Origin of the sequence: Psychrobacter sp. FME5 (genome assembly GCF_014861375.1) — a bacterium.
Lineage (GTDB): Bacteria > Pseudomonadota > Gammaproteobacteria > Pseudomonadales > Moraxellaceae > Psychrobacter.
Genome location: NZ_RRYX01000081.1, coordinates 1 through 13,999, shown reverse-complemented (window position 1 = coordinate 13,999; position 13,999 = coordinate 1). Strand labels below are relative to the sequence as shown.

General features: G+C 43.9%; 12 protein-coding genes. 5 read left to right on the top strand and 7 right to left on the bottom strand.

The features are described from left to right. Window positions 1–42: 42 nt before the first annotated feature. Window positions 43–510: a hypothetical protein gene (locus tag EI161_RS10445; RefSeq protein ID WP_225735339.1), complete on the bottom strand. Its 468-nt coding sequence runs from the start codon at window positions 508–510 to the stop codon at window positions 43–45. After that, window positions 510–1,766 carry a spermidine/putrescine ABC transporter ATP-binding protein PotA gene (gene potA / locus EI161_RS10440; RefSeq protein WP_192523650.1) on the bottom strand — a complete coding sequence of 419 codons (1,257 nt, stop codon included), beginning with the start codon at window positions 1,764–1,766 and terminating at the stop codon, window positions 510–512. Before potA ends, EI161_RS10445 begins: the two co-directional genes overlap by 1 nt. A gap of 586 nt (window positions 1,767–2,352) precedes the next feature. Here potA and EI161_RS10435 point away from each other — a divergent pair. The 3 genes from EI161_RS10435 to EI161_RS10425 all read left to right on the top strand — a co-directional run bounded on the left by EI161_RS10435 (window position 2,353) and on the right by EI161_RS10425 (window position 4,852). Beyond that, window positions 2,353–2,991, top strand: coding sequence for a carbonic anhydrase (locus EI161_RS10435; RefSeq protein ID WP_192523649.1), 639 nt, complete (start codon window positions 2,353–2,355; stop codon window positions 2,989–2,991). A 151-nt stretch (window positions 2,992–3,142) separates the two neighbouring features. Beyond that, complete coding sequence (gloA, locus tag EI161_RS10430) at window positions 3,143–3,751, top strand: lactoylglutathione lyase (RefSeq protein ID WP_192523648.1); 609 nt, start codon at window positions 3,143–3,145, stop codon at window positions 3,749–3,751. Window positions 3,752–3,856: 105 nt separating this feature from the next. Continuing rightward, complete coding sequence (locus EI161_RS10425; protein WP_192523647.1) at window positions 3,857–4,852, top strand: mechanosensitive ion channel family protein; 996 nt, start codon at window positions 3,857–3,859, stop codon at window positions 4,850–4,852. 170 nt (window positions 4,853–5,022) lie between these two features. On the opposite strand, the gene EI161_RS10420 is transcribed toward EI161_RS10425, so the two are convergent. The 3 genes from EI161_RS10420 to ribA form a co-directional block, all read right to left on the bottom strand. Next, window positions 5,023–5,493 carry a c-type cytochrome gene (locus EI161_RS10420; protein WP_192523646.1) on the bottom strand — a complete coding sequence of 157 codons (471 nt, stop codon included), beginning with the start codon at window positions 5,491–5,493 and terminating at the stop codon, window positions 5,023–5,025. Between the two features lie 465 nt (window positions 5,494–5,958). Beyond that, window positions 5,959–6,966 (bottom strand): oxygen-dependent coproporphyrinogen oxidase, encoded by a 1,008-nt coding sequence (gene hemF / locus EI161_RS10415; RefSeq protein WP_225735338.1) that lies wholly within the window; start codon window positions 6,964–6,966, stop codon window positions 5,959–5,961. A 35-nt stretch (window positions 6,967–7,001) separates the two neighbouring features. Further along, window positions 7,002–7,697: a GTP cyclohydrolase II gene (gene ribA, locus EI161_RS10410; RefSeq protein ID WP_192523645.1), complete on the bottom strand. Its 696-nt coding sequence runs from the start codon at window positions 7,695–7,697 to the stop codon at window positions 7,002–7,004. A gap of 462 nt (window positions 7,698–8,159) precedes the next feature. Here ribA and dxs point away from each other — a divergent pair, with 462 nt between their 5' ends. Next, entirely contained in the window at window positions 8,160–10,217 is a 2,058-nt protein-coding gene (dxs, locus tag EI161_RS10405; RefSeq protein ID WP_192523644.1) for a 1-deoxy-D-xylulose-5-phosphate synthase, read from the top strand. A gap of 345 nt (window positions 10,218–10,562) precedes the next feature. Beyond that, window positions 10,563–11,390, top strand: a complete 828-nt coding sequence (locus tag EI161_RS10400; protein WP_192523643.1) for an inositol monophosphatase family protein — start codon at window positions 10,563–10,565, stop codon at window positions 11,388–11,390. Window positions 11,391–11,449: 59 nt separating this feature from the next. On the opposite strand, the gene EI161_RS10395 is transcribed toward EI161_RS10400, so the two are convergent. Next, complete coding sequence (locus EI161_RS10395) at window positions 11,450–12,877, bottom strand: WS/DGAT/MGAT family O-acyltransferase (protein ID WP_192523642.1); 1,428 nt, start codon at window positions 12,875–12,877, stop codon at window positions 11,450–11,452. A gap of 113 nt (window positions 12,878–12,990) precedes the next feature. Further along, the gene (locus EI161_RS10390) at window positions 12,991–13,815 is read right to left on the bottom strand and encodes a thiazole synthase (protein WP_192523641.1); all 825 of its coding nucleotides are present in this window, start codon (window positions 13,813–13,815) and stop codon (window positions 12,991–12,993) included. Window positions 13,816–13,999 lie beyond the last annotated feature (184 nt).

Genomic DNA, 13,999 nt, shown 5'->3' with positions numbered 1-13,999 from the left:
CTTCTATGTCAATTATGGCTATGTCTGATGCCAGCATACTTTTTAGAACACCACCAAAATATCAATAGGGGTATCGATGACTCCGATGGCCAGTAGTGATTTATTAATCAAACCATTATTGGCAAACAGCAATTTAAGGGCATAAGTCCGCACTAAAGAGTTGGTCCAAAACGGTAGGATTAACAGCATCATGAGCAGCGGTTGCCACCGCGCTTTGACTTTAGAGATTAGCCATGCAAAAGGGTAGCCAAGCAGCAAGCAGATGACCGTGGTGATACTTGCCATCCATAATGAATGGACAAATACGCCAAAATACAAGGGATCAATCATGCGCACGTAGCTATCGATACTGACAGGTAGGCTAATAAAATCGGTGCTATCACGGGTTAAAAAACTGACCGCAATCACCAGTATATTGGGTAATAGCGCAAAGATAAGCAGCCAACCCCAAATCAGCCATAGCGTTGCCGTACGAAAAGGACTTTTATTACTGACGCTAGTACGTGCCATTAGGTGAGATCCTTTTGGGCAGCTAGGTTAATATGGTTATTATTTTCGTCATCAGGCGTAGCATCTTCTGGCAACACCCATTCCCAGCCATCAACCCATGACACTTTTACGCCCTCATTTAACTTATAATCAAAGCTTGGATCATCCTCATCAAAGAACTCCGACGCCTTAATAATATGGCCATTTTCCAGCTCAATAATGGAGTCTAAGGTGCTGCCTTTATAGTTGCTTTCAATGACCCGCCCTAGTAGGCCAGTATGTTCGGCGTTATTGGGATCGTAAATCCGTAAATCTTCAGGGCGTAGCAATAAATTCACGATATCGCCAACTTGGACATCGTTGGCAAAGTCCGGGCGGCGTAGATTGCGTAAGGTAGTCGGACCATCTTGCGCTTGCGCCTCGCAAACCTCGACTTCGATCCGTCCATTGGTCACCCGACCATCACGATCTGGCTGCTCAGGATAAACGCCCTTGACCTCAGCCTTAAATAGATTGGTCTCACCGATAAATTTGGCAGTGAATAAATTGGCAGGGGTTTCATAAATTTCAATAGGCGTGCCGATTTGCTGAAACTTGCCGTCTTTCATCACTGCGATGCGGTCTGACATCGATAGCGCTTCTTCTTGGTCATGAGTAACAAAGACAAAAGTAATGCCCAGCTCACGCTGCAGGCGCTTAAGCTCAGACTGCATTTGTAGGCGCAGCTTATGGTCAAGTGCCGATAGCGGCTCATCGAGTAATAGCAATTTAGGGCGATTAATCACCGCCCGTGCAATCGCCACGCGCTGCTGCTGACCACCAGACAAGTCTTGCGGTTTGCGGTTGGCAAGATGTTCAAGTTGTACCATCGCTAGCATTTCACGCACGCGGGTTTGAATCTCGTTTTTAGGGACTTTTTTGAGCTTAAGACCGTAAGCGACGTTTTGCGCCACTGTCATATGCGGAAATAATGCATATTGCTGGAATACGGTATTGACTGGCCGCTTATCCGCTGGCAAGCCTGCCATCTGTACCCCATCGAGATAAATCGCCCCTGCATCTGGTTGCTCAAAACCGGCAATCAACCGTAGCAATGTGGTTTTACCACAGCCAGATGGTCCAAGCAGGGTTAAAAATTCACCATGCTTGATATCGAGATTGATGTCTTTTAATACTTCCGTTTGATCATAGGTTTTTTTCAGACCAGTCAGTTGCAGTAGCACCTTGTCAGTGTTGGATGGCGCAGTGGTAGGCATCTGTGAGTTTGATTCGGTCATAAGCTTGCTTCCTAAAATACCAAAAGATCAATATGGCCATAAACTATGAATGGATACGGCATTTGGTTGCTGAGTATTATAACAAACCCTTGCTAGAAATCAGTGCAAGTTCGTTATCTGTGGGTTGGTTTGGGCTTTAAGCCATGTAAAGTTACTTTAAACGCCTTCCACTTATTTTTTACGGTTTTTATCCATCTTAACTATAGTCCGTTCTAAATAAAATCGACACGTCAATAATCCCGTGCTACTGGAGTAAATTTTTCTTGCTTGCTGTTCGCAGGCGTGACAGAGGCTGCGAAAAATTTACTCCAGTAGCACTCGTATCAGTTTTAAAGTGAATCAGCTATATGTATATTTAGTACGTTTATTTCAAAGTATTTTGCGACAGCAGCAAAGCAAGCAATCAAGTTAAAATAAAGAATTTTTACTATTTTTTTGGTTTGGTTCCTATACAATAATTTTGTGTATGTTAAATACAACAATATTTGCCATAGCAGACGACTGAGCTTAAAAGATAAGCTGGTATGAAAAGCAGGCTGCTAGAGCAATTCATAATTTTAATCATTTTTATAAAAAAGGACTCTTTATGCCTAACAGTAACCGCCCAAAAACTGGTCAAGAAGCACTGGCACTGCTCAAAGAAGGCAATGTACGTTACATTGATAGTTTGACCAGTACTGATCCCTGTATGCAAAAGCGCCCAGAACTCATCAATGATCAAGATCCTATCGCCATTATTTTGGGCTGCTCGGATGCACGCGTCCCCGTTGAGATTGTATTTGACCAAGGCTTGGGTGATTTATTCGTCATCCGAGTGGCGGGTAATGTGGTGGCGCCATCACAGATTGGCTCGATTGAGTTTGCGGCCGAAAAATTTGGCACTAAGCTGGTGGTGGTGTTGGGTCATTCACATTGCGGCGCGGTCACCGCTTGCGTGGAGACGCTTATTAATCCGGAGCAAAACTACTCTCCCAATTTGCAGTCCATCGTTGACCGTATCCGCCCAAGCGTTTATAACTTGCATGAGCTTGCCACCGCTAATGGTCAAGACGTCGATGCAGATGAGTTGGTCGACCGCTCTATCCGTGCCAACGTGCGCATGTCAGTTAGCCAGCTTAAGCATGGCTCGCGCGCGCTAGAGGATTTAACCAATAGTGGACAATTGCTGGTGGTGGGCGCGGAGTATAATTTAGAGACGGGTACGGTACGCTTTTTAGACAGCTAATCAGTATTGTAGACAGGGCATACCAAGTGTGCTCTTACAAAACCTTATCAACCCTTGCATCGTTTTTTTATTATGATAGAAGGCTGAGCGGGCACCATAACGGTTGCTCGCTCGTCTTAAAACTCTCTACTTTGTCAATATTAGGATAGTTATGTCTATTTCTTCGTCTGTTTCCTCTTCTCATTCAAATACAGGTTCAGCCACCGATAACAATAATAATGAGCCACTAATCGCTCAGCCAGCTAGTAGCGTAAATGTCGATGGTATTCAGTCTATCTCAGGTCAAACCACAGGCTTTACCTTTAATCACACCATGCTGCGAGTCAAAGACCCTGTTAAATCGTTGGCGTTTTATACGGGCGTTCTTGGGATGACGTTACTTGCGGTCAAAAAATTCCCTGACATGGGTTTTGATTTATACTTTTTAGCTAAATTAACCGAGAGCGAGCGTGAAAATCTACCATCGGGGGATGATTTAGAGGTTTTTGCCTTTCGTCAGCGCGGTATTCTAGAGCTTACCCATAATTATGGTACCGAAACCCAAGCAGATTTTAGCTATCATGATGGCAACCAAGAGCCACAAGGTTTTGGTCATATTTGCTTTAGTGTGCCTAATTTAGAAGATGCGGTCGCTTGGTTTGATAAAAATGCGGTCGAATTTAAAAAACGCCCAGAAGATGGTAGCATGAAAAATATTGCCTTTATCAAAGACGTCGATGGCTACTGGATTGAAATTGTACAAGCCGATTTGATGGGTTAAATTTCAACACATCCTAAATTTCAACACACCCTATAAGCAACGCTTGCTCATACAAGTTAAAAACCAGTTGATAACGAGAAAAATAATTAAAGGAGTGACACTTAAATGCCTACCTCTGAGGCAGAAACGATAGTAAATACCGAGACAGCTGCTGTATCGTCAACGGCTGATGCATTGAGCTATCAAAGCATTATCGATTCGGCAAATGAGATAGTGGTGGGCTTTGTAGAGCGTATACCCTATTTTGTCGCAGCAATCGTTGTCATTCTACTTTTCTGGTTTTTATCGATTGTCTTCAAAAAAATCGTATACAAGCTTTTGGGCAGCCGCAGTCGACATCAAAACTTAGTGAAAGTGTTTCAGCGAGTCGGCGGTGCACTGATTGTCTTTATTGGTTTTATGATCGCCATGGTCGTTGCCGTACCAGGGTTTACCCCTGCCAAGCTGATTGGGGCGCTCGGTATCGGTTCGGTCGCGATAGGTTTTGCCTTTAAAGATATCTTTCAAAACTTGTTATCTGGTATTTTGTTACTCCTGTCTGAGCCATTTCGTATCGGTGATCAGATTGTGTCAGGCGATTACGAAGGAACGGTTGAAGACATCAAAATCCGTGCCACGACCATTAAAACGTATGACGGTCGTCAAGTGGTTATTCCCAACTCAGACCTCTATACTTCAGTATTGACCGTTAATACGGCGTATAAGCAGCGCCGCCTACAAGTGGCGGTCGGTATTGGTTATGAAGACGATATCGAGGCGGCAAAAGCGGAGATTATACAGGCATTGGATAAAGCGGACAGTGTATCCAAAAAAGCTAAGCCGAGCGTGATTGCCACCGGCTTTGGTGACTCTACGATTGATTTAATGGTGCGCTGGTTTATTGAAGATGGCACGCAGGCCAATAAAGTCGCCTCGACGCATCAAGTGATTGTAGAAATTAAAATAGCATTGGATGCCGCAGGGGTGAATATGCCTTTCCCCGTACGTACCATAGATTTGAGTGATCCATCAGTCGATGCCATCGTCAATAAAGTTAATGAACAAAGTGGTATTAATGATCAAAAAAATGAAACTGAGTTTTATAACAATAACATGCCATAGTTGATTTACTTTAAAACCGATACGAGTGCTACTGGAATAAACAACTCGGATAAGTCTATTTAGCCAAAAAATCCAATAAAAAAGCCACTATATCTCATGATACGGTGGCTTTTTTACGGTATTGCTTTATTGCGCTATTTTATTGTATCAGCGCAGAGCTGTAGAGCTAATTAGTCTTTTTCCACTTTAAAGTCGGTATGACATGACTCACAGCTATCTCCAACGTTACCGAATTCAGGCATAACACCATCAATGCTGGTCGCTGTTTGAGCGACTGTATTTAATTCAGCAGTGACTTTTTGGAAGTTGTCGGCTTCAGCACTGAAACCATCAGCATCCGACCATACCGCTTCTTTGGCATTACCCATGGTTTCTGGGTTTTCAAAATGACCCCAAGGGCTTTTAGATTCTTCTGCTAAAAACGCTGCTTGCTCTTTAAATACTTCTGCATCAAAAGTATCAGGTTCTTTGGCCATGCCACCCATCACTTTCATTGCATCGCCAAAGTTTTTCATGATGTCTTGACGGGCCTTAACTTCAGGGTCGACTGGCTTACTACAGGCGGTTAGACCTAAGATTGCTGCCATCAACGTGATACCAAAGATAGACTTCAATGATTTTTGGTTAGAGATCTGGGCCATGTGTACTGCTCCTTTATACGTGGCTAATAAAAAGGTGGCGTAGCATAAATGCTCGTCACCTGATTAAATTGCTGCTGTTGGAATAAGTTTTTAAGGGATATTTTTAAACATCTGTTATTGTACAAAATATTAATATCTCAAAATTTGCTAATATGCTCTGTTAATCAAAAAACAATGGGTCGAAAAACTGTTTTTTGAAAACCTCTTTTTACAGACATATTACTTCTAATTAGACCCCAATATTCTTGAAGAAAATAGAGCAATAAGGTGCCTTTTTGTAAAATACTTGTAATTGATTCACTATCAGGACTTAAGATCATCGAATGATATTCAACAAAATAGTCATTACTGGTGTAAATCAGCGCGCCTTTATTATCTTAAATAACAAAGGTCAGCATGGGTAGCTGACCTTTAAAATTACTGTGACAAGCAGTCATTATTGATAAGGCATTATGCCAATATCGACTATAAAGTCAACCAATCGCGTGGTTTTAGGTAAAAATCGGTCAATTCAAACTCAGGTGTGCCCTCAGTCGGTTCGAAGCGATAATGCCAGCTGGCAAGCGGTGGCATACTGACCAATATGGATTCGATACGGCCATTACTCTGTAGTCCAAATAGCGTGCCGCGGTCATAAACAAGATTGTATTCGACATAGCGGCCACGACGATATAACTGAAATTCACGTTGAGCTTCGGTGTAAGGTGCGTCTTTACGCTGTTCAAAAATCGGTATGATACCGTCAAGGTAACCGTTACCTACCGCTTTCATAAAATTAAAGCAGGTTTCGAAATCCCAGCCGCGACTTTCTGTATTGACATCATCATAAAATAAACCACCGATACCGCGCTGCTCATCGCGATGACGTAGATGGAAGTATTCGTCGCACCATTGCTTAAAGTCAGGATAGACGCTGTCGCCAAAAGGCGCACAAAGATCATGACAAACTTGATGCCAATGCACACAGTCAGCGAGTACTGGATAGAATGGAGTCAAATCAAAGCCGCCACCAAACCACCAAATAGGGTCTTCATCCTCTGCTTCGGCCACGAATAAACGCACATTAGCGTGGCTAGTCGGGACATTAGGGTTTTTGGGGTGGATAACCAATGAGACACCCATGGCCTGCGCTTTGCGACCAGCGATATTTGGATGGCGGGCGGTTGCTGAAGCAGGCAGGTTTTTTACGTGAATATGACTAAACATCACGCCCGCTTTTTCAATTACTTGACCATCTGCCAACACGCATGAGCGACCACCGCCGCCTTCAGGACGTTCCCAATCATCAGGAACAAAGACTGCGGGCGTTTGGTTATCAGTGCTGCCGTCACGCTCTTGAGCCTCTAACGCTTGGCAAATGCGCGCCTGCAAATCAACTAAAAATTCACGCACGCGCAGAATGTCGTTATTGGTTGCTATGGTTGAGTCTGTCGCTGACAGGTCTTGTTTATTATTACTATTTGAAATACTCATAAAATATCTATTTATTGATGTTTATTTATTGATGTCTATTTATTAAGGTGTATGGCGGTATTGAAATCTTTATCTAGCAGGTGCCCCATACGGTCGCGCTTGGTTGCTAAATATGCTTCATTCATATCGTTAACCCCAACTACTAATGGTACTCGCTCAACGACATTAATGCCATGCTCTGTTAAGTAAGCGACTTTATCGGGGTTATTGGTAATAAGGCGTACGGCATCTATGCCGACATGGGCGAGCATCGGGCCGCACATATCGTAAACGCGCGCATCCGCTGGTAAGCCTAACATGAGATTGGCATCTAGGGTATCATGGCCCTGATCTTGGAGGGCATAGGCGCGAATCTTATTGGTGAGACCGATGCCGCGACCTTCTTGGCGCAGATACAAAATAGCCCCGCAACCGGTCTCTTGTATTGCCTGCATTGCTGTATTTAACTGCGGTCCACAGTCACACTTTAATGAGCTAAAAGCATCACCCGTTAAGCATTCGGAATGAATACGAATTAATGGAATGGGTCGCTCTGCTGGCGTATCATTACCTTGGTTTGTTACCGTGTTAAATGCGTTTGGTAAACTGCTGGCGCCCGTATTTTGATCGATCACAGACAGACCTACGGTCAGCATCACGTGCTCTTGACCGTCTTCATTTTCAAAGATATGAATATCAAACTCGCCATGACGAGTCGGTAGTTTGGCGCTAGTGATAAGTTGATATGACATTAATATCCTGCATAAGCCGATAGTCGTGGCGGTAGAGCGCGCGCTGATGGTATTTATTATAAATAACACACAAAGTTCACAAACGACGCACGATGATTAAAGCGATAATTCAAAAAAAATGCTATTATGCCATACTATTTTGACGGATACAGTGACAAGTCTTTGCCCTTACATTACTATGTCGTCACTAACATCCGGTATCGATGCAAAATAATAAGGCATAATATCGTCCCTTGGTATGAAAGCGTCAGAGCAATGTTCCATGGCGCCATTATGACAGCGTATTTGCGGTTAGGTGCAGCACAGCTATTTTTATAAAAGTTGCATGGATAGCTTATGGTTTTATGAACAATTATATGGTTAATTACATCGATAACGATGTGGATATTATTGGCGTTGCCTTAGTGAGTATTACGCACTAAGACAACGTCTTGTCAGCAGATTGGTAGGTATCTACGGTTTATGCAGCAGTCAATTCATTCCCCACAGTCTCAGTCCGTATCTGCGCCAGCTGCCGATACTCCTGCCCAACTGTCGAACTTACAGCAAGCCTATGCTGTGATTCCACGCGAGCGTCCCCATACGCCTTTGCTTGACAGTATTGCTACGCCAGCCGATCTTGATATATTTACAACCGCTGAGCTTATTACATTGGCTGATGAGCTGCGGCTTTTTTTGTTGTATTCCGCAGGTCAAAGCGGTGGGCATTTCGGCGCCAATTTAGGGGTGGTTGAACTAACCATTGTGTTACATCATCTTTTAGATACCCCCCAAGATCAGATTGTCTGGGACGTGGGTCACCAAGCATATGCGCATAAAGTATTGACAGGTCGCCGCGATAAGCTTAGCACCATTCGCTCAAAAGATGGTTTGACTGCTTTTCCTGAGCGTGCAGAGTCCGACTACGATACCTTTGGCGTTGGCCATTCATCCACTTCAATCTCAGCTGGCTTGGGCATGAGTTTAGCGCTGCGTTATCAAGGTCGTACGCAAACGGTCGCGTGTATTATTGGCGATGGCGCGATGACAGGTGGTATGGCTTTTGAGGCGATGAATGATGCGGTGCAGCAAGATGCGGATTTATTGGTCATTTTAAATGACAATGATATGTCCATATCCTGTTCTATCGGTGGCTTTTCACGGCATTTAGCGATGCTTTGGGAGTCCGGTTATCAAGTTGATATCTCTGATGTAGGTGAGCCTATCTTACGCCATCGCCCTGATATGAAGAGCTTTGATCGCCGTAAACGTCATAAAGAGATGCGCGATGTCCCGCAGCTAGAAGACAACTTATTTAAAGCGATTGGTTTTACTTATTTTGGTCCATTTGATGGGCACAATATCCCTGAGCTGCTGCGAGTATTATCGATTGCAAAGCAAGTAAAAGGCCCTGTTTTAGTCCATATTTATACCACCAAAGGTAAAGGTTTTGCCCCAGCTGAATTAGACCCAGTCGGCTATCACGCTATCGGCAGGTTGCCAGCTGAAGGTAACGAAAGTAGCGCGACAGAAACGTCACAAGACAGCCAAGTTATAAACAAACCTGCTTTAAAATACTCCGAAGTGTTTGGGCAGTTCCTATGTGACAAAGCTGCTGAAGATGACAAATTGCTTGGTATAACACCTGCTATGGAAGAAGGCTCGGGGATGATTGAGTTTGCTCGTCAATTCTCAGAACGCTTTTTTGACGTGGCGATTGCTGAGCAACATGCCGTCACGCTAGCTGCTGGTATGGCAACTCAAGGTGTTAAGCCGATTGTGGCGATTTATTCGACGTTTTTACAACGTGGTTACGATCAGCTGATTCATGATGTGGCGTTGCAAAATCTCGATGTCATGTTTGCCATCGATCGTGCCGGTTTGGTGGGTGAAGATGGCGCAACGCATGCGGGCGTATTTGATTTTGCCTTTTTACGCTGCGTGCCAAATATGCTGATTGCCGCGCCAAAAGATGAGAACGAATGCTACCACTTGCTCAATACGTGCTATGAATATGATGGCTGCACAGCAGTACGTTATCCACGTGGCGTCGGTACTGGCGCAATTATCGAACAACCAGCACAAGTTTATAATATCGGTGAAGCTGTTATAGAGTCAGTATTAGGTAGCGATGATGCGCCTAAAAAACTGGCGCTATTGGCATTTGGTACTATGGTTGCTACCGCCCAACAAGCCGCAGAAAATATTATTGAGGCGTATGCTGAAGACGAGTGCCAGATACATGTGGTCAATATGCGCTGGGTAAAGCCTTTAGACACTGAATTATTAGAAGCGTTATTGGCAAAAGGCATTACTCATATTGCAACCTTGGAAGGACATATGATTATGGGCGGCGCGGGTAGTGCGGTAAATGAGTATTTGCTCAATGAGTCGCCTGCCTTTAAACATAGCCGTCCCGCCATTCGCAATATTGGAATTCCCGATCGCTTTGCTGCGCACGGTTCGCAAGCGGAACAAATGGCTGACTGCGGGTTAGACGTTCAGGGTGTGGTGATACAGCTTAAGCAACTGTTGTCATAAGTCATATTTGATTTGAATCGTGTGTTGCTTGCAATAGATAAAAGCTCGATCGATAGAGCGAACGCCTGCTAGCCGTAGGTGCTGACTTTTTTACAACTTGCGCAGTTTGTGATGGCTACCTAAATATTGGGTGGGCTTGGCGAAGGTCGTGGCTTTTTCGTTTTTATCGAATAATTTTAGTATAATGCGGTTGTCGTTTTTAAAAGGCAGGTTTTTTAAAGCGCATAGTTATGGGTGTGATGCGGCCAGTCTAGTTGGCTTGTTGTGGGCACAAATTTGGTCTTATTTTTGACATTCATTCATCAAGTAAATGTTATATTCATTCATCAAGCAAATAGGTTATTTATGGAACCCATGGTCGTCATCGCAGCGCGTACTGCTGAAAAAGTTGGTAAAGAAATTTTATATGCGCATCATAACCGCCACAAAATCGAGTTGGATATTGAGTCCAAAGGACTTGATGGACTGGTCACACGTATCGATCGCTTCAGCGAAGAGCTAACGATTGAGACGCTAAAAGCCAGCTATCCAAATCATTCGTTTTTGGGTGAAGAGTTCGGTATGCAAGAAGGCATCGGCGAAGATGCTGACTGGTGCTGGATTATTGATCCGCTAGATGGCACCAAAAACTTCGTTCATGGCGTACCACAGTTTTGTGTGTCTATCGCCGTACAGCATAAAGGCGTCACCCAACACGGGGTCATCTATGATCCTGTTCGTGATGAGATGTTCTCTGCCAGCCGTGGTAAAGGCGCTCGTCTCAACCAGCGCCGTATCAATGTCAGCGAACGCAAAACCATTGATGGTGGTTTATTTACCACAGGTCATCCTCTAGAACGTAAGCGTAATGGTGAAGTGATTTCTTATGCCAAAGAGCATTTTGAAAGCTTGCAGAAAATCTCAGAGGAAGGTGGACAAATTCGCCGTTTAGGCTCAGCAGCACTTGATTTATGCTATGTGGCGGCGGGTCGTTTTGATGGTTATTTTGAGATGTCTATCAAGCCTTGGGATATCGCCGCCGGTGAGCTTATCGTGACCGAAGCACGCGGTGTGGTCGTTGATCATACTGGCGCGCACAACTCGATGACCTCAGGCTCTATCTTTGCCTGTAACGTCAAATTACTGAAACCGTTGATGCAGGTGGTCGTACCAACGTGGGGCGACGCTGTATAAATTTTAATATTTATTTGCAGTATTAAGTGTTAAATATTAAAAAGAAAAGGCTGGTGCCATTATGGCGCCAGCTTTTTTGTTTGTTTAGTACTTTTGTCTTTGACGGTGATACCTTCAAATTCGAGCTCTTTACTGGTCGTTTCTAATAAGGTTAACTCTTCTTCTATTAGCGTCAGCATATCTTGTATATGCGGTAATGCTTTGCTACAAGCGGTAATACAAAACTCAATCTTGTCCAAATACGTGGCTAAGGTTATATTTATTGCTTGTCCATTGAACACGATAGAAGCAGGATATAAAGATTGCAAGCGCGCGCCATTCCAATATAGTGGCTTCTCAGACCCAGGAACGTTAGAAATGATAAGGTTAAACGCTTGTTTCTTAGGGAATAAGCCAGTGGCTAGATTGATACCTTCCCAAGCATAAGCGATCACACTATAGTTGATGACTTGTGCTTGATTCATGCGGCGGAAGCGGCGCTTGCCATTATTCATACTACGGTGAATCAACTCAATCCGGCGCAATGGATTGTCTAAATGCGTGCCTAAATTGGCCAATACAAATGACAGCTGATTGCCCGATATACTATTATCAGTACGTAGCGACATCGGCACAAAAGCAATTAATGGCTTGCTAGGCAATGCGTCCCTCGATATTAAATAACGACGAATGGCACCAGCACAAACCGCTAGCACGACGTCGTTTCTGCTGATTTTTAGCCTTTCGGCGATGTCGTTAAAACGCTGTATGTCATAAGACTGTGCCGCTATCCGCCGTGATGCTGAGATACGTTTATTTAAAATACTCATTGGTGCATCAAAAGTACCCACATAACCATCATCACCATAGTTTTTTAGGTTGTCTAGCAGTTCGGTAAATACAGGTTTGATAGTAGATAGTTGTTCTTTAAGAATATTTCTAATGGATTTTTCGGTAGGCAGTATGGCATTGACTTGGTTACGATGACGCGCCATTAATGACCAAATTGGTAGGGTTACGGGCTCGGTAGGTGATTGTGATAGAGACTTTTTAACCAAGCGCATGGCAGCGATGCCATCAACCAACGAATGGTGAATTTTGAAATATAAGGCAAAACGTTCAGGAGCGCCTTCACTTTCAGGCTGAATACCCTCAATCACATGGCATTCCCATAGCGGCATGGCGCGGTCTAAAAGGCGACCGTGTTCTCTTGACACGTACATCAGCAGCTCGCGTACCCGTGCAGGCTGTGGTAACGCCACGTGATGCAGGTGATGCTCAACGTCAAAGTGTTTATCTTTTTGCCAAAAAATTAAGTGTTCAAGTACTTGGTTAAAAGGAAAAGTGGGTGGTACATCAGAGTCTTGCATCTGTTTTACCAGTTGACAGACAAAACCACTGTCCGCATTTTCCGGTAATTCAAATAAAAACAAGCCGCCGACGTGCATGGGTTGTTTACGCGACTCAAGAAGTAAAAATAACTGGTCGACTGCGGTGAGAAGTCGCATAATAAATCCTTTTATGACAATAATTTAAATGAGTGTTGCTGCATTTATTATTATTTTATAGCTGATTTTTTATTAAAAACTATTAAGGTAATAATTGTTATTCAATTAAAAAACTATTGGAAAAAGTATCCTGTCTGTGGCGAGCTGGCAATGGCCATCTTGCGCATCGGCATACGGCCCGCTAAGAAAGCCTGACGTCCTGCCCAAACAGCATGTTTCATGGCCTGCGCCATCATCACTGGGTTTTGCGCACTGGCAATCGCTGAGTTCATCAGCACACCATCACAGCCCAGCTCCATGGCAATGGCAGCATCAGAAGCGGTACCGACGCCTGCATCGACCAATACTGGTACTTTGGCATTTTCGATAATAAGGCTTAGCGTATGACGATTGAGCAGACCAAGGCCTGAACCAATCAAGCTACCAAGCGGCATAATGGCCACGCAGCCCATGCTTTCTAATTCTTGCGCCACGATAGGGTCATCTGAGGTATATACCATGACTTCAAAGCCATCATCAATCAGCACTTTGGCTGCTTTTAGGGTCTCAGTGATATTAGGGTAAAGCGTTTTTTCATCACCCAATACTTCAAGCTTCACCAAATTATGCCCGCCCAATAGCTCGCGAGCAAGTTTACAAGTACGAATGGCGGTTTCCGCATCAAAACAACCCGCGGTATTCGGCAGTATGGTGTATTTATCAGGCGAAATCACATCCAGTAGATTGGGCTCATTGCTATTTTGTCCAATATTGGTACGACGAATGGCGACGGTGACAATCTCTGCTGCCGATGCTCCAATAGCATCGCCAGTTTCAGTCATATCTTTATACTTGCCTGTGCCTACCAACAGCCTAGAAGAAAATGTACGGCTTCCTACCGTAAAAGTATCTTGTAAAAGGGGTGTTGGGTTAGTAGTAATGCTAGCGTTCTCTGACATAACTGAAAATCCTAATAGCGAGTAAAACAAAATGTTATTATAGCAAAACCATACACGCTTACTTGCAATCTTTTTTGGTTTAGCAAGCTAAGTACAATGGGCTTACTAGGGGCTGTATAGAATTGGGAAATAGTTGAAAAAAATAAGCAACGCCTTACACTCTTGTTTACCACAACAAAGAGAA

Bases quoted from the DNA above. Each gene is read 5' to 3' on its own strand.
- EI161_RS10445 (WP_225735339.1), bottom strand. From the start codon at position 510: ATGGCACGTACTAGCGTCAGTAATAAAAGTCCTTTTCGTACGGCAACG.
- potA (WP_192523650.1), bottom strand. From the start codon at position 1,766: ATGACCGAATCAAACTCACAGATGCCTACCACTGCGCCATCCAACACT.
- EI161_RS10435 (WP_192523649.1), top strand. From the start codon at position 2,353: ATGCCTAACAGTAACCGCCCAAAAACTGGTCAAGAAGCACTGGCACTG.
- gloA (WP_192523648.1), top strand. From the start codon at position 3,143: ATGTCTATTTCTTCGTCTGTTTCCTCTTCTCATTCAAATACAGGTTCA.
- EI161_RS10425 (WP_192523647.1), top strand. From the start codon at position 3,857: ATGCCTACCTCTGAGGCAGAAACGATAGTAAATACCGAGACAGCTGCT.
- EI161_RS10420 (WP_192523646.1), bottom strand. From the start codon at position 5,493: ATGGCCCAGATCTCTAACCAAAAATCATTGAAGTCTATCTTTGGTATC.
- hemF (WP_225735338.1), bottom strand. From the start codon at position 6,966: ATGAGTATTTCAAATAGTAATAATAAACAAGACCTGTCAGCGACAGAC.
- ribA (WP_192523645.1), bottom strand. From the start codon at position 7,697: ATGTCATATCAACTTATCACTAGCGCCAAACTACCGACTCGTCATGGC.
- dxs (WP_192523644.1), top strand. From the start codon at position 8,160: ATGCAGCAGTCAATTCATTCCCCACAGTCTCAGTCCGTATCTGCGCCA.
- EI161_RS10400 (WP_192523643.1), top strand. From the start codon at position 10,563: ATGGAACCCATGGTCGTCATCGCAGCGCGTACTGCTGAAAAAGTTGGT.
- EI161_RS10395 (WP_192523642.1), bottom strand. From the start codon at position 12,877: ATGCGACTTCTCACCGCAGTCGACCAGTTATTTTTACTTCTTGAGTCG.
- EI161_RS10390 (WP_192523641.1), bottom strand. From the start codon at position 13,815: ATGTCAGAGAACGCTAGCATTACTACTAACCCAACACCCCTTTTACAA.